At 71.7% G+C, this 23,412-nt stretch carries 22 protein-coding genes; 10 read left to right on the forward strand and 12 right to left on the reverse strand.

The genetic code is table 11. The features are described from left to right. Positions 1-34: 34 nt before the first annotated feature. Positions 35-721 (reverse strand): CoA transferase subunit B, encoded by a 687-nt coding sequence (locus ACWGKJ_RS19435; RefSeq protein WP_385032370.1) that lies wholly within the window; start codon positions 719-721, stop codon positions 35-37. After that, positions 721-1,506 (reverse strand): CoA transferase subunit A, encoded by a 786-nt coding sequence (locus ACWGKJ_RS19440; protein ID WP_385032366.1) that lies wholly within the window; start codon positions 1,504-1,506, stop codon positions 721-723. Before ACWGKJ_RS19440 ends, ACWGKJ_RS19435 begins: the two co-directional genes overlap by 1 nt. Before the next feature lie 141 nt (positions 1,507-1,647). On the opposite strand from ACWGKJ_RS19440, the gene ACWGKJ_RS19445 reads away from it, so the two are divergent. After that, a complete protein-coding gene (locus tag ACWGKJ_RS19445) occupies positions 1,648-3,333 on the forward strand; it encodes an IclR family transcriptional regulator domain-containing protein (protein ID WP_385032363.1) in 1,686 nt (561 codons plus the stop codon). Positions 3,334-3,420: 87 nt separating this feature from the next. Here the strand turns inward: ACWGKJ_RS19445 and ACWGKJ_RS19450 are convergent, their stop codons facing one another. The 3 genes from ACWGKJ_RS19450 to ACWGKJ_RS19460 all read right to left on the reverse strand — a co-directional run bounded on the left by ACWGKJ_RS19450 (position 3,421) and on the right by ACWGKJ_RS19460 (position 9,005). Continuing rightward, on the reverse strand, positions 3,421-4,275 hold the full coding sequence (locus ACWGKJ_RS19450) for a trypsin-like serine peptidase (protein ID WP_385032360.1): 855 nt from the start codon (positions 4,273-4,275) through the stop codon (positions 3,421-3,423). A gap of 95 nt (positions 4,276-4,370) precedes the next feature. Then, positions 4,371-6,464, reverse strand: coding sequence for an aconitate hydratase (locus ACWGKJ_RS19455; RefSeq protein WP_385032357.1), 2,094 nt, complete (start codon positions 6,462-6,464; stop codon positions 4,371-4,373). A 474-nt stretch (positions 6,465-6,938) separates the two neighbouring features. Beyond that, a complete protein-coding gene (locus ACWGKJ_RS19460) occupies positions 6,939-9,005 on the reverse strand; it encodes a helix-turn-helix domain-containing protein (protein WP_385032354.1) in 2,067 nt (688 codons plus the stop codon). A gap of 243 nt (positions 9,006-9,248) precedes the next feature. Here ACWGKJ_RS19460 and ACWGKJ_RS19465 point away from each other — a divergent pair, with 243 nt between their 5' ends. Beyond that, positions 9,249-9,503, forward strand: a complete 255-nt coding sequence (locus tag ACWGKJ_RS19465; RefSeq protein ID WP_385032351.1) for a hypothetical protein — start codon at positions 9,249-9,251, stop codon at positions 9,501-9,503. Between the two features lie 64 nt (positions 9,504-9,567). On the opposite strand, the gene ACWGKJ_RS19470 is transcribed toward ACWGKJ_RS19465, so the two are convergent. Together ACWGKJ_RS19470 and ACWGKJ_RS19475 are read right to left on the reverse strand one after the other, a co-directional pair. Then, a complete protein-coding gene (locus ACWGKJ_RS19470) occupies positions 9,568-9,939 on the reverse strand; it encodes a toxin Doc (protein ID WP_164263198.1) in 372 nt (123 codons plus the stop codon). 1 nt (position 9,940) lies between these two features. Next, positions 9,941-10,189 carry a ribbon-helix-helix protein, CopG family gene (locus tag ACWGKJ_RS19475; protein WP_385032348.1) on the reverse strand — a complete coding sequence of 83 codons (249 nt, stop codon included), beginning with the start codon at positions 10,187-10,189 and terminating at the stop codon, positions 9,941-9,943. Between the two features lie 168 nt (positions 10,190-10,357). Between ACWGKJ_RS19475 and ACWGKJ_RS19480 the strand changes: the two genes are divergently transcribed. From ACWGKJ_RS19480 to ACWGKJ_RS19490, 3 genes are all read left to right on the forward strand, one after another. Further along, positions 10,358-11,254, forward strand: a complete 897-nt coding sequence (locus tag ACWGKJ_RS19480; protein WP_385032345.1) for a helix-turn-helix domain-containing protein — start codon at positions 10,358-10,360, stop codon at positions 11,252-11,254. Between the two features lie 277 nt (positions 11,255-11,531). Next, the gene (locus ACWGKJ_RS19485; RefSeq protein WP_385032342.1) at positions 11,532-11,897 is read left to right on the forward strand and encodes a peptidase M23; all 366 of its coding nucleotides are present in this window, start codon (positions 11,532-11,534) and stop codon (positions 11,895-11,897) included. Between the two features lie 72 nt (positions 11,898-11,969). Beyond that, positions 11,970-12,317, forward strand: coding sequence for a peptidoglycan-binding domain-containing protein (locus ACWGKJ_RS19490; protein ID WP_385032339.1), 348 nt, complete (start codon positions 11,970-11,972; stop codon positions 12,315-12,317). 35 nt (positions 12,318-12,352) lie between these two features. On the opposite strand, the gene ACWGKJ_RS19495 is transcribed toward ACWGKJ_RS19490, so the two are convergent. Then, on the reverse strand, positions 12,353-12,838 hold the full coding sequence (locus ACWGKJ_RS19495) for a nuclear transport factor 2 family protein (protein ID WP_385032337.1): 486 nt from the start codon (positions 12,836-12,838) through the stop codon (positions 12,353-12,355). A 138-nt stretch (positions 12,839-12,976) separates the two neighbouring features. Between ACWGKJ_RS19495 and ACWGKJ_RS19500 the strand changes: the two genes are divergently transcribed. Further along, a complete protein-coding gene (locus ACWGKJ_RS19500; protein ID WP_385032334.1) occupies positions 12,977-13,669 on the forward strand; it encodes a PhzF family phenazine biosynthesis protein in 693 nt (230 codons plus the stop codon). A 470-nt stretch (positions 13,670-14,139) separates the two neighbouring features. Here the strand turns inward: ACWGKJ_RS19500 and ACWGKJ_RS19505 are convergent, their stop codons facing one another. Continuing rightward, positions 14,140-16,341, reverse strand: coding sequence for an MGH1-like glycoside hydrolase domain-containing protein (locus ACWGKJ_RS19505; RefSeq protein WP_385031179.1), 2,202 nt, complete (start codon positions 16,339-16,341; stop codon positions 14,140-14,142). A gap of 325 nt (positions 16,342-16,666) precedes the next feature. Here ACWGKJ_RS19505 and ACWGKJ_RS19510 point away from each other — a divergent pair, with 325 nt between their 5' ends. Both ACWGKJ_RS19510 and ACWGKJ_RS19515 read left to right on the forward strand, forming a co-directional pair. After that, positions 16,667-17,647, forward strand: a complete 981-nt coding sequence (locus tag ACWGKJ_RS19510) for a TIGR03557 family F420-dependent LLM class oxidoreductase (RefSeq protein WP_385031176.1) — start codon at positions 16,667-16,669, stop codon at positions 17,645-17,647. Between the two features lie 123 nt (positions 17,648-17,770). Further along, complete coding sequence (locus ACWGKJ_RS19515; protein WP_385031173.1) at positions 17,771-18,772, forward strand: phosphotransferase family protein; 1,002 nt, start codon at positions 17,771-17,773, stop codon at positions 18,770-18,772. Between the two features lie 55 nt (positions 18,773-18,827). Here the strand turns inward: ACWGKJ_RS19515 and ACWGKJ_RS19520 are convergent, their stop codons facing one another. Then, a complete protein-coding gene (locus ACWGKJ_RS19520; protein WP_385031170.1) occupies positions 18,828-19,970 on the reverse strand; it encodes an FAD-dependent oxidoreductase in 1,143 nt (380 codons plus the stop codon). A 210-nt stretch (positions 19,971-20,180) separates the two neighbouring features. Between ACWGKJ_RS19520 and ACWGKJ_RS19525 the strand changes: the two genes are divergently transcribed. Together ACWGKJ_RS19525 and ACWGKJ_RS19530 are read left to right on the forward strand one after the other, a co-directional pair. Beyond that, positions 20,181-20,768: a TetR/AcrR family transcriptional regulator gene (locus ACWGKJ_RS19525; protein WP_385031167.1), complete on the forward strand. Its 588-nt coding sequence runs from the start codon at positions 20,181-20,183 to the stop codon at positions 20,766-20,768. A gap of 9 nt (positions 20,769-20,777) precedes the next feature. Then, positions 20,778-21,173 (forward strand): GNAT family N-acetyltransferase, encoded by a 396-nt coding sequence (locus ACWGKJ_RS19530; protein ID WP_385031164.1) that lies wholly within the window; start codon positions 20,778-20,780, stop codon positions 21,171-21,173. A 113-nt stretch (positions 21,174-21,286) separates the two neighbouring features. On the opposite strand, the gene ACWGKJ_RS19535 is transcribed toward ACWGKJ_RS19530, so the two are convergent. After that, positions 21,287-22,561 (reverse strand): MFS transporter, encoded by a 1,275-nt coding sequence (locus tag ACWGKJ_RS19535; RefSeq protein WP_385031161.1) that lies wholly within the window; start codon positions 22,559-22,561, stop codon positions 21,287-21,289. Between the two features lie 76 nt (positions 22,562-22,637). Continuing rightward, entirely contained in the window at positions 22,638-23,312 is a 675-nt protein-coding gene (locus ACWGKJ_RS19540; RefSeq protein ID WP_385031158.1) for a TenA family protein, read from the reverse strand. Positions 23,313-23,412: the final 100 nt, after the last annotated feature.

Below are 23,412 nucleotides of genomic sequence, written 5' to 3' on the forward strand. Positions count from 1 at the left end.
GGCCCCGCCGCGCGGCGGAGTCCCGGGGCAGCTGTCAGCGGGGGGCCGTGGGGTGGTGCGGGAGGCGTACGGGTGCGGACTCGCGGCCGGACGGCAGGCGTACGGGTGCGGCCGTGCGGGCCAGGACCTCGTCCGGGCTCACCCCGGGAGCCGTCTCGGCCAGCGCGAGCCCGCCTCCGGTCACGTCGATGACGGCGAGGTCGGTGATGATCCGGTCGACGCAGCGTCGCCCGGTCAGCGGCAGTGTGCACTCCGGGAGGATCTTGGGTGAGCCGTCCCTGGCCAGGTGTTCCATCAGGACGATGACCCTGCGGGCGCCGTGGACGAGGTCCATCGCACCGCCCATTCCCTTGATCATCTTGCCGGGAACGGCCCAGTTGGCGAGGTCGCCCGTGGCGGACACCTGCATGGCGCCGAGGACCGCGGCGTCGACATGGCCGCCGCGGATCATGCCGAAGGAGAGCGCGGAGTCGAAGAAGCTCGCCCCAGGCAGCACGGTGACGGTCTCCTTGCCCGCGTTGATGAGGTCGGGATCGACCTCGTCGTCGCCGGGGTACGGGCCGACGCCCAGCAGCCCGTTCTCGGACTGGAGCACCACATCGGCCCCGGCGGGGAGGAAGTTGGCCACCAGGGTCGGAAGGCCGATGCCGAGATTGGCGTAGCAGCCGTCAGGCAGCTCACGCGCGGCGCGCGCCGCCATCCCGTTCCGTGTCCAGGCCATCAGCCGAGCACCGTCCCGTGCGCCGCCGGGGCCGCTGAGACGGTCCGCCGTTCGATGCCCTTGGCGGCTGCCTGCGCCGGGGTCAGTGCCACGACGCGCTGCACGAAGACTCCCGGGACATGGACATCGTCGGGGCCGATCTCACCCGGCTCGGCCAGCTGCTCGACCTCGGCGACGGTGATCCGTCCGGCCATCGCGGCGAGCGGATTGAAGTTTCGGGCCGCCTTGCTGAAGACGAGGTTGCCGTGCCGGTCGCCCCTGGCGGCGCGCACCAGGGCGAAGTCGGTGGTGATGGCACGTTCCAGTACGTAGTCGCGGCCGTCGTACGTCCGCACCTCCTTGGGCGGTGAGGAGACCTCGACGCTGCCGTCCGGGGCGTAACGCCAGGGCAGTCCGCCCTCGGCGACCTGGGTGCCGACACCGGCCGGGGTGAAGAAGGCCGGGATGCCGCAGCCGCCGGCCCGCAGCCGCTCGGCCAGGCTCCCCTGAGGGGTGAGTTCGAGCTCCAGCTCACCGCCGAGATAGCGGCGGGCGAACTCCTCGTTCCCGCCGACGTAGCTGCCGGTCACCCGGGCGATCCGCCCGGCCGCGAGCAAGGTGCCGAGCCCTCCGTCCGCCACCCCGCAGTTGTTGGAGACGACGCTGAGCCCGGTCGAGCCCCTGGCGTACAGGGCCTGGATCAGCACCTCGGGAACGCCGCTCAGCCCGAATCCGCCGACGGCCAGGGACGCGCCGTCCGGGATGTCCGACACCGCCTCGCCGGCGGTTGCCGTCAACTTGTCCATGCACAGCCCCTGTTCGCCCAATGAACTATCGTTCATAATCGCTGCGCTTGAGTGTCCGCCGAGCTTTCGGACCTGTCAACGCCTCCGGGTACGGTTTTCCCAGCGCCACCGGCCCGGTGGCCGCTCCGAGGAGGTAGGCCCATGCCGCAGGCCATGCGGGAGTCCGCGGCGGCGCCCGCCGCGCCCGGGGAAACGGTCGGACCGCTGGAGCGTGGCCTGACCGTGCTGCGCACGATGGCCAAAGACCCGCAGCCACGCCAGCGCGCCAGCGACCTGGCCCGCACGACCGGCCTGGCGCGCTCCACCGTCGACCGGATCGCGATCACCCTCGCCCGCCTCGGCTACCTCCGCTGCGAGGGCCGCGATCTGCTGCTCGCCCCCCGGCTGATGGAGCTCGGCAACGCCTATCTGGCCTCCTGCGGCCTGCCCGACGCGCTGGAACCGCACGCGGTGGCCCTCGCCGACGAACTGGACGAGTCCGTGTCGATCGCCGTACCCGACGGCGACGGTGTCCGATTCATCACCCAGGCCACCCGCAGACGCGCCATGTCGCTCGCCTTCCGGATCGGCGATCTGCTGCCCGCCGAGCGCTGCGCACCCGGGGCGATCTTCGCCGCCGGCTGGGACGGGGCCGACCGCGAGCGGTGGCTGGCCCGCCGCCGAGCGGACCCCCTCGACACCGGATTCCCCGCGGTGCCACCCCGCGCCGACACCACCCGCACCGACCTGGTCGAGGCGGCCTTCGACGCCCGCACCGATGAGGCGGCCGGCCGGGGCTGGTCGCTGGACGACCAGTTCATCGAACCCGGTCTCGTCGCCGTCGCCCACGCCGTCCGCGATCCGGCCGGGAGACCGCTCTGCGCGCTGAGCGTCGTCAGCCACACCAGCCGCCACAGCGCACGGACGCTCCGCGAGCACGCGCTGCCCCGTCTGCGGCGGTCCGCGGCGGCGATGGAGGAGGCGCTGCGCGCGCCGCACCGCCCCGCGCCACCGCCCCCCGCGGCCGTGCCCGGTGTGGCGGACAGCGGACTCAAGGCGGAACTGGGCCCCGAGTTCCTCCAGTCGCTCGCCAGGGGGCTCACCGTCCTGCGGGCGCTCGGCACGGCCCCCGGCGGACTGGGCCTGACCGCCGTGGCCGAGGCCGCAGCCCTCCCGCGCGCCAGCGCCCGCCGCGCCCTCATCACCCTGGAGTACCTCGGCCATGTGCGCGCCGACGGGGGTGTCTTCACCCTGCTCCCGCGCGTACTCGAACTGGGCTACGCCCGCCTCTCCAGGCTGTCCTTCGGTGAGATCGTCCGGCCCCACCTCGCCGAACTGGTCGGCCTGGTACGCGAGTCGGCGTCCGTCGCGGTCCTCGACGGTGACGAGATCCGGTACGTGGAGCGGGTGCCCACCACCCGGATCATGAGCGTGGACATCACCGTCGGCACCCGGTTCGCCGCCTATGCGACCTCGATGGGCCGGGTCCTCCTCGCGGGCCTGCCCGCACCGGAACAGGCCGCCCGGCTGGCCCGTACCGGCTTCGAACCGCTCACCCGGCACACCGTGAGATCGGCGGGCGCCCTTGCGGACATCCTTGGTTCCGTCAGCCACGACGGCCATGCCCTGGTCGACGAGGAGTTGGAGGAGGGTCTGCGCTCCGTCGCGGTACCGCTGCAGGACCGCCGGGGGGTAACGGTCGCCGCCGTCAACGTCTCACAGCACGCGGGCCGCGCCACGAGACAGCAGTTCCTCGACACCGTCCTGCCTGCTCTGAAGGCGGCCGTCGCACGGATGGAGGCGGATCTGGCCGTCGCGTCCGAGCGGCAGTACATCGGCCCGGCCTGAACACCGCGCCGACCTGAACACCGCGCCGATCCGCACAACCGCCCCGGCCTGAACGCCGGGCCCGGCCGCCTGCCGGTCCCGGCTGTCTCAGTCAGCGGCCTTGGCCTGCTGGTAGAGCGTGGCGATCCCGCTGTTGAAGTAGGACGCGTACGACACGTCGTCATCGTCACCGCCGCGCTGGTAGCCGCCCAGGACACCGATCACCGTGCCGGTCGGCGCGTTCGGGGAGCCGGACGTGACCCAGGGGCTGCCACTCGTACCGCCGGCGAAATTCGTGCAGTGGATACGCATTTGGGTGGCGCTGAACCGGGTGGTGCGGTTACGGCAGGAGATCGGTGTGTCCTTGGCGTTGGGGTAGCCGGTCACCTTGACCTTGTTGTGGAAGCCCCGGCCGATGCCGAGTGTGTTGGCGCCGAGGACGTCCTGGATCCGCTTGCCGTCGTTGCTGTCGAGGAGCAGGAAGGCGACGTCGACGTCCGGGTTCCCGTTCTTGGCCCAGCGGTCGTCCGCGACGACCTTTCTGACGTGCCACAGCCCGGCCGGTTTCTCGCCCTCCCGGTAGGCGGGCGCGAAGACGAGGTCACCCTTGGGCGAGCCGCCGCCGTCGAAGGCACAGTGGGCGGCGGTGATCAGCATGTTCCGGCCCGGACTCGCGACGACGCTCGCGGTGCAGAAGTGGTCACCGGTGTCGTCCTTCTCGAACAGCACGCCCACCCGGGCGTTCTGCTGCGTTCTGAGGGGGGTGTACGCCGTGCCGTCGGCCACCAGCGCCGCGCGCGGCTGGTCCTGGTCCCGGGCCTCGGCCCCCGGCATCCCGGTACCGGTGTCTGCATGCCGTTGCGCGCTGCTGGTCTCGGCCTGTGAGGCGTAACCCAGCAGCGCGAGCGCCCCGACGACGACGAGCGTCAGGGACGCGCGGAGTTTCCTGTCCTTCTGCGCCACACGTCATTATCAACAGCTCAGGGCCCTCATGCGTGCATTCGGCCGAACGCGTCGGGCACGGTGCGCGCGCCCTTCACCGCCCCGCCGCACTCGCTTCAGCGCCCCGCCTCCTCGGCGGCGACCGCCGGGATGATGCCGCCGAGCAGGACGGTACGGCGGCGGTGGGCGGGCAGATGGTGGTGAACCCGATAGCTCTCGTCCCGGGTGGTGTTGACGGCGACCAGGGACGGCTCGGCGTCCGGTGCGAGAGCCGCGTGCAGACCGTCGAGCCGGATCTCGTCGCCCTGCCCGACACGGTCGTAGTCGGCGGGGTCGTCGAATTCGAGCGCCAGAACCCCGAAGTTGGCCAGGTTCTGCCAGTGGATCCGCGCGTACGACTTGGCGATCACCACCCGCAGCCCCAGATACCGGGGTGTGAGCGCCGCGTGCTCACGCGAGGAACCCTGCCCGTAGTTGTCCCCGCCGACGACCAGGTGCCCGCCGGTGTCCCGGCAACCGGCCGCGCGGGACGGATAGTCGGGGTCGATGCGGGTGAAGGTGAACTCGGCGAGGCGCGGGATGTTGGAGCGGTACGGCAGCGCCTTGGCGCCGGCCGGCGAGATCTCGTCGGTCGACACGTTGTCGCCGGTCTTCAGCAGCACCGGCAGGGTCACACTGTCCGGAAGCGGATCGAGGTCGGGCAGCGCGGAGACCCCGGGGCCGCGCTCCAGCTCCACCCGGGACGCCTCTTCGGGCGGCAGCGGGGGTTCGAGCATCGCGGTGTTGACCGGCTCCGAGCGCAGCGCCCCGACCACCGGGTACGCGAGACCGGTCTCCGCGGCCCAGTCGCGCGGATCGGTGATGACTCCGTTCAGCGCCGACGCGGTCGCCGTCTCCGGAGAGCAGAGCCACACCGCGTCGTCCTGAGTGCCGGACCGGCCGGGGAAGTTGCGCGGGAACGTACGCAGTGAGTTGCGGCCGACCGCCGGGGCCTGGCCCATGCCGATACAGCCCAGACAGCCGGCCTGGTGGATCCGGGCCCCGGCCGCGATCAGATCGAAGACCGCACCGGAACGGCTGAGGTCCTGGAGGATCTCCCGGGACGTCGGATTGACGTCGAAACTCACCCCGGGCGGGGTCTGCCGGCCGCGGACCATCTCCGCGGCCATGGCGAAGTCACGCAGACCGGGATTGGCGGAGGAACCGATCACCGCCTGGCCCACCGGCTCACCCGCGACCTCGCGCACCGGCATCACGTTGCCCGGCGAGGTGGGCCGGGCGATGAGCGGTTCCAGCGTGGAGAGGTCGATCTCCTCGTCCAGGTCGTAGACCGCGTCGTCCGCCGCCCGCAGGGGCGTCCAGACCTCTTCACGCCCCTCGCTGCGCAGAAAGACCCGTACGGCGTCGTCGGAGGGGAACACCGTGGTGGTGGCGCCGAGTTCGGCCCCCATATTGGCGATCACATGCCGGTCCATCGCCGACAGCGAGGCCAGCCCGGGACCGTGGTACTCCAGGACCCGGTTCACCGCGCCCTTCACACCGTGCCGGCGCAGCATCTCCAGGACGACGTCCTTGGCGCTGACCCACTCGGGGAGGGACCCGGTCAGCCGGATGCCCCAGATGTGCGGCATGGTGATGCGCAGCGGACGGCCCGCCATGGCCAGTGCGACCTCCAGCCCCCCGGTGCCGACGGCGAACATACCGAGGGACCCGGCGGCGCAGGTGTGGGAGTCGGAACCGGCGAGTGTCCGGCCCGGGACACCGAAGTGCTGCATATGGACGGGGTGCGACACACCGTTGCCGGGCTTCGAGTACCAGACGCCGAGGCGGCGGGCGGCCGAGCGGAGGAACGCGTGGTCCTCGGCGTTCCGCTCGTCGGTCTGGATGATGTTGTGGTCCACGTACTGCACGCTCGCCTCGGTGCGTACCCGGTCGAGGCCGAGCGCCTCCAGTTCCTGCATGACCAGCGTGCCGGTGGCGTCCTGGGTGAGTGTCTGGTCCACGCGCAGCCCGATCTCGGTCCCGGGGTCCATCCGCCCTTCGACCAGGTGGTCTGCGATCAGCTGATGGGTCACCGTGCCGTGCGCGGGCCCGGCGGGCCGGCCGGCCCGCGGTGTCCGCGCCGTCTGCTCCGCCGGAGCCGTCCTCGCCGTCTGCTCCGTGCGCGCCGGGTCGCCAGTGGGCCGCTCCGGCTGTCCGCTCGCTGTCATGCCGTACCTCCGACAGTCTGCCGGGCGCCCGGCTGCCTTCTCCGGGCCCGAGTACCCCATTGTCGGTGGACATGGCCGTCCCTGCCCCTCGGCGCTGTCCGAAGCGGGAGAGGGAGGACGGGCGGCGAGGCGCCCGGCCGATGCGGCGCGGCCCGCCGGCAGGCCCTGACCGAACCCCTGTACCGGTCAGAGCCGGGCCGGTGACCCGAGTGCGATGCGCTGGTCCGCCCGGGGCGACGGTGACGTCGCAACCGCGGACGCGAAGCGATCTCCCCAGGGACGCTAGCCGCCGCTCCGGGCACGCGGAACGGCGCCGGTGCACAAGTTTTCCCCGTCACCCCTCATCGCTGCACAAGCCCGAATGCGCCGAGCCGGACCGGCGGTGAGGGAGGGACCGGACCCCCGGCCACTGCGCATCCGGTCCCTCCCAGCCCCTGCGCATCCGCCCCCCCCAGCCACCGCGCATCCGGGCTCTCAGCCGTCGAGCAGCCGGCTGTCGAGGATGCCCAGCTCGGGGGAGGCGACATGCAGTGCGAGTACGACATCGTGCGGTCCGTTGAATCCGTTCGCGCTGTCGTCGCCCTCGGTGATCCGCCGGTGGGTTTCGATGAGCGGGCGCTGCAGAACCCGCTCCGCCGTGGCCAGATGGGCCAGCACGGTCTTGGAGTGCAGCCGGAGCCGGTTCGCGGTCTCCTCCGTCCGGGCGCCGCGGAGGACCCAGGTCGTGACGGTGCGCCGGACATCCTGGCGCCGGACGGTGTCGAGCGGGGCCAGGAAACGGGCGGCCCACTCCTGGCAGAGCGGATGCCGAAGCAGCTCGCGCAGACCGGCGTCCCGGGACGGGGCTGAGGCCGGGGACGACGGGGACAGGGCCGGGGCCGCGGACGGGTGGAGGTCCGGGGCCGTGGACGGGTGGAGGCCCGGGGCCGCGGGCGCGTCCGGATCTTCCGCGTCCGCCGCCGTCCCGGACGCGCCGTCCGCCGCCAGGTCCTCGATCCGCAGCGCCAGACTCAGTACGGCGCGGTCGCCCAGGCGCCGGAGATCGAGGCCGAGCAGCTGCGCGGTGCGTGCGAGATGGGCCCGCACCGTATTGCGGTGCTGTCCGCTCAGCGTCGCCGCGCCACTGATGCCGAAAGCCAGCCCCAGACGTACGGAGTGTGCGATCTCCGGCCTTCTCCCGGCCGGGAGCCGGTCGAGCGGCTGGAGGAAACGACCGGACCAGGAGTCCGCGGCCGGCGGGAGCAGCCGGGGCAGATCGGCCTCCTCCTCGTACGCGGCGACCCGTCCCGCCCGGTTCCGTGCCACGGCGAGCGCCTGGGTCGCCTCTTCGTACGCCCCCGCGGTCGCCGCCAGCGGAGCCTGGCGGCTGGTCCCCAGGCGGTACGCGGGGGTTACGGCCACGAGGGATGCCAGGGCGTCGCGGGCCGGGTCGTCGGCCCCGTGGCCATCGGGCGCCGCGGTGATGATGATCACCTGACCGTCGTCGACCGGACACCGCACCACAAGACCCGTCTCCCGCAGTTGCTGCCTGCACTGGCCGGCGGCGGTGTCGCGCAGCCCCGGCGGGCACTGGAGGATATGGACGCGGACAGCGGGCGCCGCCATGGCCGTCCGGCTCAGCCGCAGCGCGTGAGCCGTTCTCCTGGCCCAGGTGACCAGCCCGCCCATCAGGAGCTGGAGCACCGCGACTTGGGCGCTCTCCAGACCTTCGGGCCCGGTGAGCGGATGGCGTACGGCTTCCTCAAGAAAGGGGAGCACCCGGCGCACCGACTCCGCGGCCCCGGGCGGGAAGGCGCCGGGGCGGGTCACGACGAGCACCGGATGCGGCTCCGACGTTCCGATCGCGTACATCCGGAGCTGCGTGGAACCGCTCCGCGTCCCGGAAGCGGTGGTCCGCCCCGCACGGAGGGCCTCGACCGCGTCGGGCGCCGGCCCCCGGGAAGCGTCCTCGTGGGGCGCGAGGATCCCGGCGGTGCCCTCCACGGCGGCGGACAGCCACTCCAGCAGCGGCACGGCACCGCCGTCCCTGTCCGGGCGGGCGGCCTCCAGCAGGCCGCTGAGCGATGCCGCACGCTCTTCGGCCGCTGCGTTGCGCAGGTCGCTGATGATGCGGGCGGCGCGGAGCCAGGGCAGACCGGGGACGAGGATCGCCGGGACGTCGTACCGCCGGGCGGCCGAGACCAACGCCTGGTGCGCGGAGGCCGGGAGGGGACCGTTCACCAGGAGCCCGGTGGCGCCCGCTCCGGCGAGCGCGCTCAGCCGGAGCCCGGTGGCATCCCGGTCCAGCAGCCATGGTTCGTCCGGCTCCGCGACCACCAGCAGGTCCCGGATGTCATCGCCGGTGTACGGCACACTCGCGGGCACCGCTCCGGCCACCGCCCGGCCGCCGTGGTCCGTCAGCCGCGCCGGGTCGGTGAGGTCTGCGGGCGTGGTGCGGACTGCCGGGTCTGCCGGGCTCCGGCCGGCGGTCGGCTGCGGTCCGAGGCACCGCAGAAACGCATCCAGCGTAGGCAGGGCGCCCCTGCCGCCTGCTCTGTCCACAGCCATCACCATGCTCGTCGGACTTCGTTCCCCGCACCCGCCATTCTCGCGTGCCCGGCGCGCGTACGTCGCCGGGCGTACGCCCCTCCCGTGCCGGGTGCGCCGCCCCGTTCGGGTGAACGCAGTGCCGAGAGCAATCCCGGCGAGCGGCCGCAGCGAAATACACGCACACACTGGGAGGGACAGCGGGGGGCCACGGACCGTGTTCCGCCACCCGGACTTCTGCCGAGAAAGGCGCCTCGTATGCGAACGTTCCCCAAGCTCCTGGCCGCAAGTGCCCTGGTCGCTCAGGCCGTTCTGGGAAGCGCCGCCGCCGCGGCCGCCGCATCGGGCGATGCTGCCGCCTCGGGCCATGGCGCCGCGTCGGGCCACGCGGCCGGGGAACACAAGCCGTCCGCGTCGGCGGGCGAGGCAGGTCACCGGCTCGTCTCCGAGCTGCTGGGCAGCGACTTGACGTCCTATGTGGCCGGAGGCCGCGGGCAGGGCGCCCCCGCCTGACACCCGGTCCACGCCTGGCAGTTGCCGGGCGGCGCACCGCACCCGTGATGGCTCCGCCGGCCGGTCAGATCCGCCAGGACCGGATGCGGTCGGCCGCGTCGTACGCGTCGCAGCGCCCGGTGTCGATGTCGCGGGCCAGGTCGATCAGCGCCCCGTAGGGTGCGTCGATGCCCTCGCCTGCGGCGTCCATGTACGCGACGACCAGACCCACGCCGAACAGCGCGTTGCGGGCGGGCAGTGGACGTAACCGGATGACCGCGTGCATCAGCGCGGCGGCGCGCCAGGAGTTGTCGACCGTGGCGCCGACCCTGGGGGTGTTGACGCGATGCCGGCCGACGGCGGCCACCAGGCTGGAAAAGTCGTGGATGTGCGGATGCTTGGGCAGCGCCTCCGCCTGGCGCTCCAGAAGCCAGCGGATGTCGACATGGAGCTCCACCTCAGGCGGCCCGCCCCGGTGCGTCCAGCAAGGACGGCGCGTCCTCCGGGAAGGCGCTGTCGAACGCGTCCGCGTTGTCGCTGACGAACGAGCGGAACACCTCGGCGGCGCCTTCGAGACGGGGGTCGCGGACGGCGTCGTGTGCGGCACGGGTGATGAGCGCGGTCACCGTGGTTCCCTCGGCCTCGGCCCGTTCCTTGAGCAACGCGTGCAATTCGTCATCGACCCGGATCGTCACTGGCTTCGACATGTCCCGACCGTACAGCAAGGCGTAAAGCAGCGGTACGGGGCCGCGTCAGGCCCGGCCCACGACGCTCGGACGCCGGGTCGCTGCGGGGGCGGGCGATTCTCCCGTACGGTCCCGTTCCGGGCGGGAATCGGAGGGAACCGCTCCGTGGGGCCTCGCGTCGCCTTCGACATGACAACCAGAGACATGGACCTCCGGGCCTGTCCGATGGGCACCTGGGAGGCAGCCGATGCGCTTCCGCATCCCCGATTACGGCCCGGGGTGCTCGCCTACCGGGGTTTCCGGCTGGCGCTCGACCACCCGCGCCTGCGTCTGGAAGCGCCGATCAGCGCGGCGACCCTGCTGCTCGCGTTCGAAGAACACCCGATCACACTCACGCGCTCCGACTGTCCGGAACGCCCGCTCCGCCGGATGTCCGTCCTCTCGGGGCTGCGGACCTGCGCCACCCTGGCCGAGCACGGCGGACGGCTCTACGGGATGGAGGTGAGCCTGGCCCCCTGGATGGCCTTCGCCCTCTTCGACGCGGACCAGCACGACCTGGCCGCCGAATCCGTGGATCCGCTCCAGCTGCCGGGTGGCCGGATCGCGGCGCTCACCGACGCACTGGCCGAAGTCCCCAGCTGGCAGGGGCGGTTCCGGCTCCTCGACACGGCACTGGCGGCCTGGGCCGCCACCGGACCGCGCCCCGCCCCGCAGATCGTACGGGCCTGGACCCTGCTCGGACGGTCGGGAGGGACGCTGCCGATTCCCCGGCTCGCGGACGATGTGGGCTGGGGTGTACGGCAGTTGGAGCACCGCTTCCAGCAGCAGATCGGCCAGCGCCCCAAGGCGGCGGCGCGGGTACTGCGCATGCAGCGCGCCCGTCGTCAGCTCGTCCGCGGCCGGCCGGCCGGGGAGGTCGCGGCCGCCTGCGGCTTCTACGACCAGGCCCACCTGTGCCGGGAGTTCAAAGCCATGACCGGGCTGACCGCGACGGCGTTCCTCGGCGGCCGGCTCCCGGCCCGGCGCGGCGGGCCGCCGGTGGACCGGCTGCCGGGGGAGACCACCAGCCTCGTCCTGGCCGGATAAGGCCCGAACGGAACCGGATGAGATCGGATGCGACTGGATGAGACCGGACGGTCAAGGGCGTTGCGGCGGCGGACCGTCGGGTTTTCGCCGTTGTGGAGAGGGGCGCGATTTTCTCCAATACGTGGGGGCGGTGGCGGCAGCAACGTAAAAGGGTACGGGGCCGCGACCTGACCGTCCCACCGGCCGATCCGGCTCGATCCTCTGGTCCGGCCGGGCCGAGCCCGGCCCGGGTTCCGAATCCGATTCACTTTCACTCAGTTCTACGGGGGTTCACACCATGCTGTACCGACGTGCACTGATAGCGGCGGGAGCCGTCACACTCACGGCGGGGGCGCTGCTCGTCGCGCCCACCGCACAGGCGGCCGACGCACAGCCGGCGTCGAAGACGGTCTACGTCTACGCCACCAGCGTCCACCTGCGCGAGGCACCGCGTACCAGCGCAACCGTGCTGGCGACCGTCTCGCACATCCACCTCACCGACTGGTGCCAGACCAACAAGAACACGACACCCGTGGCCGACCCCAGCGGCGGAACCAACCCCTGGTGGAGCAAGGTCACGCTGACGACAGGCAGTGACGACGCCTGGGTCAGCAACGTCTTCCTGCAGGGCGGACGCAAGATCGCAGGCGTTCCCGACTGCTGACAGTCCGAGCACCGGAGGCGCCCCGACCGCGGAAACAGGGGCGCCCCCGGCCCGCAGAGAGGAGTACGGACCATGGCTCGAATCAGGCGTACGGCGCTGGCAGCCGGTGCCGCGGCGCTGCTCGCACTCACCGGCGCGGCCACCGCGCACAGCGCGGCAGCCGCGTCATCGGACGGGATGTCACCGCAGGCGGCGTGTGCCTACTACAGCGGCAGGGCACTGACCGTCTACGGCGACCACGGATCGCATGTCTCCCAGGCCCAGTGCCTGCTCGCCAACTGGCACGATCTGCCGTGGAGCGGTGTGGACGGCGACTTCGGGGCGAAGACCCTCGCCGCGGTCAAGAAGTTCCAGAAGGTGCACGGCCTCACGGTCGACGGAGAGGTGGGCGCCCACACCTGGGCGAAGCTCTACGCGTAACGCACTGGACCGCTCCAGATGGGGGCGGTGGCGCCTCACGCCGTGTGAACCGGCTCGCCCGGAACACGCGCGGTCGGCCCGGCGAAAGCCAGAAACGTCGCACGGGTATCGAGGAGCCACCGGCCTCCGGCCTTGCGGAACGTGTCCTCGTAATGGCCCACCTGCGCCGGGAGCCGCGGGGGCTCCATGCCGTGGGTGTGGCCGTCGACGCGGTACGTCGTGAAGTAGTGGGTCGCCGTCGCGGTCGTCCCGGATGTGACGGTCACCAGGATATTCGTACAGACACGGCGCGAGAGCCTGTCGGCGGGCCGGGAACCGAAGTAGGCGCGGAGTGCTTCACGCCCCTGGATCCTGCGGTCGCCCTCGGCCCACTCCCAGACCCCGTCGGTGGTGAAGAGTTCGGCCACCTCGCCCGGGTCTCCCAGGTCGAGCCGGCGGACGAACTCGATGATCAGCCGTTCGCAGGCGCGCTCGGCGATCAGATGGTCCAGTGGGTCAAGCGATTCAGCATCGGCATCCATATGCCTGTCCTATCAGCGCGCCCGCGGGCGTCACGACCTGTTTTCGCTGGGGGAGTTCCGGTCATTCCGGGAGTTCAGGGACTCCGGGGAGTGCTGGACGCCGCGGGAGCCACGGCAGCCACATGTTTGAGTTCCCGTATGACTGACGTCGCGGTGGTGCACGTGTTCGTACGCCCGGACGGGACCGGGGGGAGCCCGCTGGGGGTGGTATGTGAGGGGGCGGCCGTGCCGGGTACGGCCGAGCGGCTGCGGGTCGCCCGGCAACTGGGCTTCTCGGAGACCGTGTTCGTGGAGGACGCAGCGCGGGGCGAGGTGGACATCTACACACCCAGCGTGCGGCTGCCTTTCGCGGGCTACCCGCTGATCGGCACGGCGTGGCTGCTGCGGGACCGCGGCACACCGGCCGACGTCCTGCGGACGGTGGCCGGGGACGTGGCCACCTGGACCGAGGGGGAGTTCACCTGGATCCGTGGCCGGGCGGAGTGGGTGTCGGGCAAGCGCACCCAGAGATTCCCGTCCGTCGAGGTGGTCGACGCCCTGCCGGCGCCGCCGCCCGGCGATGGCTGGCTGTATGCGTGGGCTTGGGCGGACGAGGCCGCGGGCACGATCCGGGCGCGCGGTTTTCCCCGGCGGGGCGACGCCATCGACGAGGACGAGGCGACCGGCGCCGCGGCGATGCTGCTCGCGGAGGAGTTGGGGCGTGATCTGCGGATCAGCCAGGGGCAGGGGTCCGACCTCGTCGTACGGGTCTCCGGTGCGGGCTGGGTCGAGATCGGCGGACGTGTCACGGCGACCGAGGTCCGCCCGCTGTCCCAGCCGTCCGGGGACTGAGGCACGCAGCGAGTGCCGGAGCGGTTCGCAGGAAGGGTGTTCTCCCGCCGGGCGGGCGATGCTCGAAGACCGCCTGGGACGGACCCAGGTGCACCTTCCGATTCCACAACCTCCGCACCACGGAGGATCGGTGAAGTGGCCACCAGGAATCCCGGGTTGTCACTCCGCCGTACATGCGCGACAGCGCGTCGAATCGCGTCGCCCCGGCCCATGTGGAAACGTGGGACGTCCAGAACTCGGGGCGGTCCTTGACCGGAGTGTCCCGTGAAAGCTCTCAGACGCGGGAGGTAGCCATGTCATCGAAACGACGCCGCAAGAAGAAGGCACGCCGTAAGCACGCGGCCAACCACGGCAAGCGACCGCAGTCCTAGGCCAGTTCCAGGCCAGTTCTCAGGCCGTGATGCCGGGGAACGGCGGGGGCCCCGGCCCGTCTCAGGACGGGTCGGGGCCCCCGCCGTATCCCGGACCCCTCACCCGTCGCGCAGCATTTCCAGAACGACCGCCGCCGACCAGGAGAAGTTCGAGGAGTTCTCTCCTTCGCCGGTCAGCGGCTGGTAGTTCTCATGGATGGGGCCGTCGCCCAGCAGGCCGTCCGCATGCTTGAGCAGCTGTTCGCCGATGGCTCGGGCATCCCGGTCGTAGCCGTAGTCGGACAGACCGCGCAGGGCGAAGTACGCCTGGTCCAGCCAGACGAGACCGCGCCAGTAACCGGTCGGGTCGAACTTCGGGTTGTCGCGCGCGACCGTCGGCAGCGGCATGGGGGTGCGGAACTGCGCGGGGTCGGTGAGCGCGGTGCGGACAGCGGCGGCCTGCCGGGCGGTCGCGACCCCGGCCCACAGCGGTACCGCTCCTTCGATGCCCTTGCCTGCCGCCGTCAGCGGGCCGCCCCCGTCCGGACCGCAGTCGTAGAAGAAGCCGGTGCCCGGGTCGTACGTCCGGGTCCTGATCCGGTCCCGCAGGGCATCCGCCTCACGGTTCCAGTCCTTTGCCTCGCCCCGCCAGCCGAGCTCGGTGGCCATCCGTGCGAGGAAGCGTTTCTCCGCGTACAGGAAGCAGTTGAGGTCGACGGACTGCTGGGCCAGCGAGTAGCCGATGGTGCGCCCCGACCGGTCGGTGTTGGTCAGCACCTGGGTGTCGTCGAACCGCGGAGCGTTGTCCATCCCGCTCTCCCAGGCGGCCGCCAGCCTCCGTTCCTTGGTGCTGTTGTTGGCCGGGTCCACCGTGGCGCCGTACTCGGCGAGGCCGTTCCGGTCGTGGTCCCGGTCGCGGTACCACCACGCGTGGTACGCCTTGAGCTTGGGGTACATCCGGCGCAGGAACGCCCGGCCGCCGCCGCGCTCGAAGACCTGCCAGGCGGCCCAGGCAGCCAGCGGGGGCTTGGAGTTGCGCTCGTTCCAGTTCAGGCCGCCCTGGCGGATGTCGTTGTAGAACAGTGCGTCCGGCACCATCCCGGCGTCCTGCGGGCGGTCCGGGGAGTCCGCGCTGATCTGGTAGTCGAACATCGACTCAAGGGTGGAGGCGGCCAGTCCGGGATCGAAGGCAGCCGTCGCGACGGCCTCCTTCCATGAGTCCCAGGCCCAGAAGCCCCCGGCGAACGAGGTGTTGGTGAGCGAGGGAGTGATGCCGTCCTTGCGGAGCGCGCCGGCCGGGCTGCGCCAGTTGGTCACCAGGGTCTGCACCGCCTTCGCCGCGACCCGGCGGCGGTCGGAGGCCACCCCGCCCAGGGCGCGGGTCAGATAGAGCTGCCACCGGCGGTCTGCCCGGTCCGCGACCCGGTCCGGGTGCGCCAGCGCCTCCCGTACCGCCGGGCTACTCGCGCGACGCTCGGCGTCGGTGAACGTGTACGACTCGGTCCAGACGAACGTGGCGGTCGCGCCCGGCGCGAGCTCCGTCGGCCGGTGTGCGGTCGTGCGGTACTCGTCGCCGTGGACGGTGGTGCGGACAGGGCCCGCGTGCACCACCTCGAACCGGGTCTGCGCGGTGGTCAGGAAGTCCTTGAACGAGCGGACCTCCGCGAACCGGACCGCGACGCCGTCACCGGTCGCGTGCAGCCGCGGCGCGCTGCGCACCGGCTCGCTGGTGTGGCGCAGCAGGGCGCCCGTCCAGCGGGCGCGCAGTTCACGGTGCCGGTGCCCCCGGTTCTGGACCGTCGCCCTGACCAGGGCGGTGCGGTGGTCGGCGTACCGGAGCTCCAGGGTCACGTGGAGCCCGTCCACGGCGTACGACTGTGTCAGGAGCCCCGGCCGGGCCTCAAGGCGGGGCGACCGGTCCGCCGACAGGTCCACGGTCCGCCCTGAGCGCTCGTCGGCCAGCCCGAAGCGGCTGAAGGCCCGGCTCAGGTACCAGGGGTACTCCTCGGCGATATACAGGGGCCCGCTGAAGCCTCCGAGATGGGCGTGGTCCTTCGCCGATGGCAGACCGTAGGCGTGCCAGGCGCCGAGGTCGGCGAAGACATTGAGCGGATTGTCCCCGGGGGGCTGGGCCGCCTCGGGAAGACCGTGCAGGTCGAGTACGTCGGAGAGCCCGTCCCGGAAGGGGTCTCCGGAACTGCGGTGGGCCGTCTGCGGAGCGGCTGTCTCCTGGGCGTGGGCGGGCGCCGCGGGCAGGAGCGCGGCGGCTCCCAGCGGTACGAGCGACGAAGCGGCGAACTGCCTCCGCGAGAGATGTTTCATCGAGAGCCTCGGAACATGAGGGGTGTCGGAATCCGGCCACGCTAACAGTTTGTTGACAGCCCGTTCAGAGTCCTGGCCTGCCCGGATGCCGTGAACGCCGACTGCGGCGACGGCCGCGTACCCATCATTTCGGTGGATTCCGCCGCTGAGTGTCCGCGCCGGGCGGGGGTAGCCGCGGGGAGCGGGGCGTCCCGGTGTCCGCCTCCCAGGAGGAGGGCGAATTGATGAATTAAGGCCATATCGTATGCATTCCCTTATGCTGACGGTGACGGATCTGGCCGGTACGGGGACGGTCTGCTGCCCGAGCGAACGAGGAGCAGAGTAGATGCAGATCGGCTACAAGCTTGCCTCCGAGGCGTACGGCCCGGACGAACTGATCCAGCAGGCGGTGCGCGCGGAGCGGGCCGGGTTCGACTTCGTGGAGATCAGCGACCATTACCACCCCTGGCTGGACAATCAGGGGCACTCTCCGTTCGTGTGGACGGTGTTGGGCGCCATCGCCGCCAGGACCGAGCGCATCGGGCTCGCCACCGGCGTGACCTGCCCCACCGTGCGCTACCACCCGGCCGTCATCGCCCAGGCCGCGGCGACGCTCGCGCTGGTGTCGGACGGCCGGTTCACCCTGGGTGTCGGCTCCGGCGAGCGGCTCAACGAGCATGTCACCGGCAGCGGATTCCCCAACTCGGTGCCGGAGCGGCACGCCCTGCTGCGTGAGGCGCTGGAGATCATCAGGCTGCTGTGGCAGGGCGGATACTGCTCGTACGACGGCCGCCATCTGCGGCTGGACGATGCCCGGGTCTTCGACCTGCCGAAGGAACTCCCGGCGATCGCGGTGGCGGCCGGTGGTCCGCACGCCGCGCGCATCGCGGCCGAACTGGGGGACGGGCTCTTCGCCACCGAGCCCAGGAGCGACCTCGTCCAGGCGTATCGGAAGGCCGGGGGCGGCGGCCCGCGGTACGTGGAGGTGCCCATGGCGTGGGCGCCCGACGAGCACACCGCGGCGCGGGCCGCACTGGACACCTCGCGCTGGGCGCTCACCGGGTGGAAGGTGATGAGCGAACTGCCCAACCCCGCCAACTTCGAAGCGGCCACCACCACCGTGCGGGAAGAGGACGTTCTGGCCCAGTTCGCCTGCGGCCCCGACCCGGCCCGCTATGTGGAAGTGGCCCAGCCGTTCGTGGACGCGGGGTTCGACCGTCTGGTGATGCAGAACGCCGGCCCGGACCCGGACGGTTTCATCGAGTTCTACCGCACTGAACTGGACCACCGTATGCGCGCGTTGACCAGCGCGAACGGGTCCGGCTGATGGCCGCCTGCCGCGCTGGTGGATCTTTACTTCACACGGCGGCGCGGGGATAATCAATGGGTCCCGTCGGCGGGATCACCGTTCACGATCCCCGCTCAATCATCGCTTTCGGCTGGAGTACCGATGTCCGGCTCCCGGCCGTCCGATACGCATCTGCCCGATTCCTGCCTGCCTGAGCGGCGCCTGCCGGATTCGCACCCGCCCGATCTGCGGCAGGCCCACGACGCCGCTCGCGCGATCGGCGCGGCGGCCCTGGGGTGTGACCCCGGCCCCATGGTCATCGTGGAGAGCAGCTCCCACCACGTGTATGTCGGATCCGGTGCCGTCGTGAAGATCATCGATGCCGCCGGACACACCCGGCTGGACCGGGAGACCGTCCTCGCGTCCCAGCTGCCCGCCGGGCTCACCGCCCCGCTGCTCGGCAGCGGCCTCCACCGGCTGGGGACGCGCGACATCCGCTACGCCTGCTACGCGCGCGCACCGGGGGCCGCCCCCGGCGTGGGGCTGCCCGGTGCGGACGGTGGGACCGTCCGCCGGTGGGCGCAGGAGGCGGTCCGGCGGCTCGGTCTCCTGCACACCTGGGCGCCGTCGGAGCGGGCCGCGCGGACGTTGGGGGAGCCGCTCGACCACGGTGGATTCGTCGGCCGGGACGCGCTCGCCGCCGAGGTGGAGCGGCTCGCCGCGCTGGACCGGCACCGGACCGTACGGCCGCGGCTGCTCGCGGGCGTGGCGGCGATCGCGGAGCGGGCTCCGCTGCCCGTACGGGCGTTGGTCCCCGTCCACGCGGACTGCCACTGGGACAACTGGCTGGCAGATGACCGGGGTGTGACGGCCCTGCTTGACTTCGAATGGGCCCGCTTCGGGGAGCCGGCCGACGACTGGTTCTTCCTGGCCCGGTTCAGCGGCCCCCATATGGAGACCGTGCTCGACGTCATCGCCCGGACGACGGGGACCTCTCCTGGCCTCCTTCGGGCCCGGTGTGAGGCCCGCGAGGCCGCCCACCTTGTCTCCGACCTCCGTATCGCGTGCGAACACCCCGCCGGCTCCGCGCGTATGGCGGCCGACCGGCTCCGTGACCTGGAGGAACTCGTCGTCGGACGCTACTGGTGGCGCCACGCACGGTGATACGGGGTGACCCTGGCGGGCCCCGGTGCCCGGCAGGCCCGGCCCGGAGCGGGTGTCACCGCTGGGCGGCGGCGTCGCCGAAGTCGGGCATCCCGGCGGCGAGCAGGTGCTCCGCGCCGCCTTCGAGGGCTTGGGCCGTCTCGGCCGAGCGGGGCAGCATGGTCTCCTCGTAGGTGCGGAGGGCCTCGTCGACGGTGCCCGACTTCGCCAGGGCGAGCGCGAGCTCGCAGGCGTCCAGCATGGCGAGATTGACGCCCTCGCCCAGCGGCGGCATGAGATGTGCGGCGTCGCCGAGCAGGGTCACCGTCGGGCTGGGCTCCCAGATGTGCGGGACGGGCAGGGCGAGAATCGGGCGGTCGACGTACCGGCCCTCGTTGTCGGTGATCATCTGGCGCATACGGGGCGACCAATGTCCGTACCGCTCCAGGAGCGCGGCACGGATTCCGTCGGTATCGCCTGCCGTCAGGCCGCTCGCGCCGATCCAGTCGGCCGGAACGCGCTGGATGAGGTAGACGCGGATGTGGTGGTCGCCGCCCCGCTGGGCGAACATGGCGCGCTCGCCGTCGGCCGCGTGGGCGCTGCCCTGCCCGACCAGTCCGGCGATGCCGGGGTGACGGTTCTCCACGTCGGAGAACCACGCTTCCAGGAAGCTCACCCCGGTGTATCCGGGAACGGCGGGGGACACGTCGGGTCGCACCCGGGAGTAGGCGCCGTCGGCGCCGATCACCAGATCCGTCTCGACGGTGGTGCCGTCAGAGAAGTGCAGCTGCCGCGGCCCGCGCGCGGGGCCGCTGACGCGTTGGAGGGCGCGGCCCCAGTGCACGGTGCCGGGCTCCAGTGAGCCGAGCAGGAGGTCGCGCAAGGTACCGCGGTCGATCTCCGGCCTGAACAGCTCGTCGGGGCCGGGGACTTCATGGGAGGTGAGCCTGCCCGCCGGGTCAAGGCGGCGCATCTCCTGCCCTTCGGGGCGGGCCAGCGCGAAGAACTCGTCGAGCAGTCCGGCGGTGCGCAGGGCGATCTGGCCGTTGTCGGCGTGCAGGTCCAGGGTGCCGCCCTGGTTGCGTGCGCCGGGGCCCGCGTCACGGTCGTGGACGGTGACGGCGACGCCGTGCTGCTGGAGGATCCGGGCGCAGGTCAGCCCGCCGGGACCGGCCCCGATGATGCTGATCCGGGCCTGTGCGGGGTTCGGTGAGGTCATGTGTGTTCCTTTCGCCGGTCGGGCGGGGGTGGGGTGAGCGGGGGCGGACGGCTCCGGTGCCGACGCTTCGCAGGGGCGGCGTACCGGTGCAGCAGGCCGGCCCGGCTCTGTGCCTGGAACCGACCCGCTTCCGCACCTAAAAGTAGAGTAGGCAAAAAAGTAGAATGTGACAACTTAAATTCAGGTTCCACCATCAGGTAGGCTCGCGCCATGACCGAACCCCCCGTCGGCCGCCGCGCACGCAAGAAGGCGGCCACCCGGCAAGCGATCGCCGACGCCGCACTCCGGCTCTTCCTGGACCGTGGCTACGACGGCGTGAGCATGCGGGACATCGCCGAAACCGCCGACGTGTCGACGGCCACGGTGTTCAAGCACTTCACCGGCAAGGAAGCGCTCGTCTTCGACCAGGAGGAGAGCAACGACGCACGTCTGATCGCCGCAGTGCGGGAGCGGGCCACGGGCCAGAGCGTGCTCGACGCCCTGCGCCAGCATGTGCTCGACACCTGGCTGCCGATCGCTGCGCACCCGCAGCGGGAGGAGTTCAACCACCTGGTGGACTCGACTCCGGCGCTGCGCGCGTACGCCGAACGCATGTGGGCCCGGCACACCGACACCCTCGGGGCGGCCATTGCCGACGAGTACGGCGTGGACCACGACAACCTCGCCTGCGCGGCGCTGGCCCGGTTCGTCCTGGAGGTTCCGGTCCTTGCCCAGGGGCGGAAGGACCACGGAGCCGCTGTCGAGGAAGTCTTCGGCATCCTCGCCAACGGCTGGCAGCCCCCGGCGGAGCCGGTCTAGGATCCCGGCGTGACGATCACGTACGAGTGGCGCGGGGACTTCGACAACGACGCCCTCGACGCCCTGCACGCCGAAGGCTTCGGCTCCCCGGCCGGTCGTACCGACTGGCGTGCACGGCTCGAACGCCACAGTCTCGGCTGGGTCTGCGCCCGCGACGACGGCTCACTGACCGGCTTCGTCAACGTGGCCTGGGACGGTGGCGCCCACGCCTTCATCCTGGACACAGTGGTGGCCCGGCACCGCCGCACCGGCGGTGTGGGCGCCGCGCTCGTCGCAGCCGCGGCCGAGGGGGCACGTCGTGCGAAGTGCGAATGGCTGCACGTCGACTTCGAGGAACATCTGCGGCCGTTCTACTTCGACGCCTGTGGCTTCAGGGAGACGACGGCCGGGCTCATCGCTCTCTGACCCCGTACGGCCGGAGACCCTGTCCTCGGTGGCAGGGACTCCGGCGGTAAGGGGCCAGCAGGGGCAGGACGGATCGGTCAGGACGGGATGTTCGGACGGTTGGTCAGAACATTTCAGGAGACGGAGAGTTCGCCCTCAGGGGTGCTGGCCGGGGTGTGTGAGGACACCCTGAGGAAGAGGGTCAGGACGGCGCCGATCGCGTAACACGCGCCGAACACCCACATGACGCCGCTCACGCCCAGCGGGCCCAGGCACAGGCTCACCAGCGCGGGTCCGGCCGCGGTGCCAAGACCGGCACCGAGGTTGAGGCCGGCCATCGCCGCACCGGTACGCCGCGGAGCGATCTGCGGCATCAGCGCCGACATGGGGGAGAAGCCGGCCAGACAGGCGCAGAAGAGGGAGCCGGTGAGCAGGGACAGCCAGAAGCTGTGCGTGGCGGTCGGTATGTAGTAGAAGGCGACGGTGGTGACGGCGCAGCCCGCGCAGCCCATCCAGCGCAGTACGGGGGTGATGCCGTAGCGGTCGCCCCAGTACCCGGCGAGCAGGTTGGCGCCCAGGTTCACCAGGTACATCACGGAGTAGATGGTGAGCCAGTCACCGAGCGGGAACCCCAGCGACTTGGTGAAGTAGACCGGCAGGAAGACCGGGAAGCCGAACTGTGAGACACCGTTGATGACACGGACGATGCCCGCCACGGCGACCTTCGGCTCCTGCCAGAGGATCGAGACGCCGTTCACCAGTCCGCGCAGCGGGTTCTCCTCCAGCTTCGAGACCGGCCGGTTCCCGCCGGGGGCCCGTACGGCCAGCGCGATCCCGGTACCGGCCGCGATCACGACCAGCCCCGCCCACAGGGTGGGCAGCGGGCCGATGGCGGCGATGCTCGCCTTGGCGACCAGCGGGCTCAGCGTGGAGAATCCGGCGATGTAGGCGAACCAGAACCAGCCGACAGCCATCCCCAGCCGGGCGGGCTGCGCCGTCTTGACGATCCACATCAGGAACCCGTAGGCGAACAGCGGATATCCGAATCCGCGCAGCCCGTAGCAGATCAGCAGCAGCGCGCCGGAGTGGTCCATCACCCCGAGCGTCACGAACAGGGCGTGGAAGATCACCCACACCACCGCGCCGGCCACCATCAGCCGGCGTGGACCGAAGACGTCGGAGAGGGCGGCGGCCATCCACGCCGAGATTCCCGCGGTGACGCCGTAGAGGGTGAACATCACCGCTATGCGGTGTGCGGCGAACCCCTCGTCGGTCAAGAACGCCGAGAGATAGCCCTGTTCGACCCCGTCTCCGATCATGAAGAGCGCCAGCGCGACATATCCCAGCGCCAGAGGTCGGGGGAGGCCGGCCTTTTCGAGGAGGTTCCTGTGTTCGCGGAGGTCCGGCATCGCTCCACCTTCCGTTTAGCTACGAGCGATCAGCAGTGGGGGACGGTCTCGGTCGGGGCTGCTTGCGTACGGGGCGTCATGCGACGTAGGCGGCGTCGTGGAAGGCCACCTCCGCCGCGAGGACCCGGCCGAAGGCCGCGACCAGTTCGGCCTCGGTCGCCGGAGTGATCTCCAGTGCGTCGATCTCGTCCTCAAGGAAGCGCACCTGGGTGGTGAAGGGCGCGACGGTGTGCAGGTGCACCCAGTCCGCGATCTCCGCACGCGCCGACGGCGTGCGTGCGGCCGCCGCGCACCACGTCCGGTACAGCGACTCCGCCGCGTACATACAGGTCACGATGGCGGGATAGCCGAGGGAGTCGGCGGCGTCCAGGACCTCCTGGGTGAGGGTGGCGGCCTGCGCGCCGGCCCGTTCGCCGGTCTCCGGCATGCCGGTGGTCTCCAGGGCCTCGGTGAAGTACGCGTACTGGTCCGTCACCAGCGCGTGCAAAGTCCTGGCATGCCCCGCCAGGGCGCCGGGGGTGGGGGCCTCGCGTACCGCCGCGCCCGCCAGCCGGGCCGCGGTGTCCACGAACTCGCGCTCGAAGTGCAGATAGCGGGCGAAGACGGCGTCGCTGACGGTGTCGGATGTGACCTCGCGGACGAAGGGCATGGCGAGCGCGCGCTCCCATTCCCCGGTGTTGCTGCTGATGAGCCGTGCGCTCAGCGGCTGTTCGGGCGCAGTGGGGTGCGGGGCGGATTCCCGTTCGGGCATGGCGGTGCCTCCAGTGTGCTGCCGGCCGGCGTGGGCCGCTGTGGGTGGTGGGCGACATCCCGGCGGATACGTCACGGGTACGTCGATGGGGCCCCGGGTG

It is taken from the genome of Streptomyces sp. NPDC054757 (assembly GCF_053612185.1).

Excerpts from the sequence above, each read along its gene's own strand:
- ACWGKJ_RS19435 (WP_385032370.1), bottom strand. The coding sequence starts at position 721 with ATGGCCTGGACACGGAACGGGATGGCGGCGCGCGCCGCGCGTGAGCTG.
- ACWGKJ_RS19440 (WP_385032366.1), bottom strand. The coding sequence starts at position 1,506 with ATGGACAAGTTGACGGCAACCGCCGGCGAGGCGGTGTCGGACATCCCG.
- ACWGKJ_RS19445 (WP_385032363.1), top strand. The coding sequence starts at position 1,648 with ATGCCGCAGGCCATGCGGGAGTCCGCGGCGGCGCCCGCCGCGCCCGGG.
- ACWGKJ_RS19455 (WP_385032357.1), bottom strand. The coding sequence starts at position 6,464 with ATGACAGCGAGCGGACAGCCGGAGCGGCCCACTGGCGACCCGGCGCGC.
- ACWGKJ_RS19465 (WP_385032351.1), top strand. The coding sequence starts at position 9,249 with ATGCGAACGTTCCCCAAGCTCCTGGCCGCAAGTGCCCTGGTCGCTCAG.
- ACWGKJ_RS19475 (WP_385032348.1), bottom strand. The coding sequence starts at position 10,189 with ATGTCGAAGCCAGTGACGATCCGGGTCGATGACGAATTGCACGCGTTG.
- ACWGKJ_RS19480 (WP_385032345.1), top strand. The coding sequence starts at position 10,358 with ATGACAACCAGAGACATGGACCTCCGGGCCTGTCCGATGGGCACCTGG.
- ACWGKJ_RS19485 (WP_385032342.1), top strand. The coding sequence starts at position 11,532 with ATGCTGTACCGACGTGCACTGATAGCGGCGGGAGCCGTCACACTCACG.
- ACWGKJ_RS19490 (WP_385032339.1), top strand. The coding sequence starts at position 11,970 with ATGGCTCGAATCAGGCGTACGGCGCTGGCAGCCGGTGCCGCGGCGCTG.
- ACWGKJ_RS19495 (WP_385032337.1), bottom strand. The coding sequence starts at position 12,838 with ATGGATGCCGATGCTGAATCGCTTGACCCACTGGACCATCTGATCGCC.
- ACWGKJ_RS19500 (WP_385032334.1), top strand. The coding sequence starts at position 12,977 with ATGACTGACGTCGCGGTGGTGCACGTGTTCGTACGCCCGGACGGGACC.
- ACWGKJ_RS19505 (WP_385031179.1), bottom strand. The coding sequence starts at position 16,341 with ATGAAACATCTCTCGCGGAGGCAGTTCGCCGCTTCGTCGCTCGTACCG.
- ACWGKJ_RS19510 (WP_385031176.1), top strand. The coding sequence starts at position 16,667 with ATGCAGATCGGCTACAAGCTTGCCTCCGAGGCGTACGGCCCGGACGAA.
- ACWGKJ_RS19515 (WP_385031173.1), top strand. The coding sequence starts at position 17,771 with ATGTCCGGCTCCCGGCCGTCCGATACGCATCTGCCCGATTCCTGCCTG.
- ACWGKJ_RS19520 (WP_385031170.1), bottom strand. The coding sequence starts at position 19,970 with ATGACCTCACCGAACCCCGCACAGGCCCGGATCAGCATCATCGGGGCC.
- ACWGKJ_RS19525 (WP_385031167.1), top strand. The coding sequence starts at position 20,181 with ATGACCGAACCCCCCGTCGGCCGCCGCGCACGCAAGAAGGCGGCCACC.
- ACWGKJ_RS19535 (WP_385031161.1), bottom strand. The coding sequence starts at position 22,561 with ATGCCGGACCTCCGCGAACACAGGAACCTCCTCGAAAAGGCCGGCCTC.
- ACWGKJ_RS19540 (WP_385031158.1), bottom strand. The coding sequence starts at position 23,312 with ATGCCCGAACGGGAATCCGCCCCGCACCCCACTGCGCCCGAACAGCCG.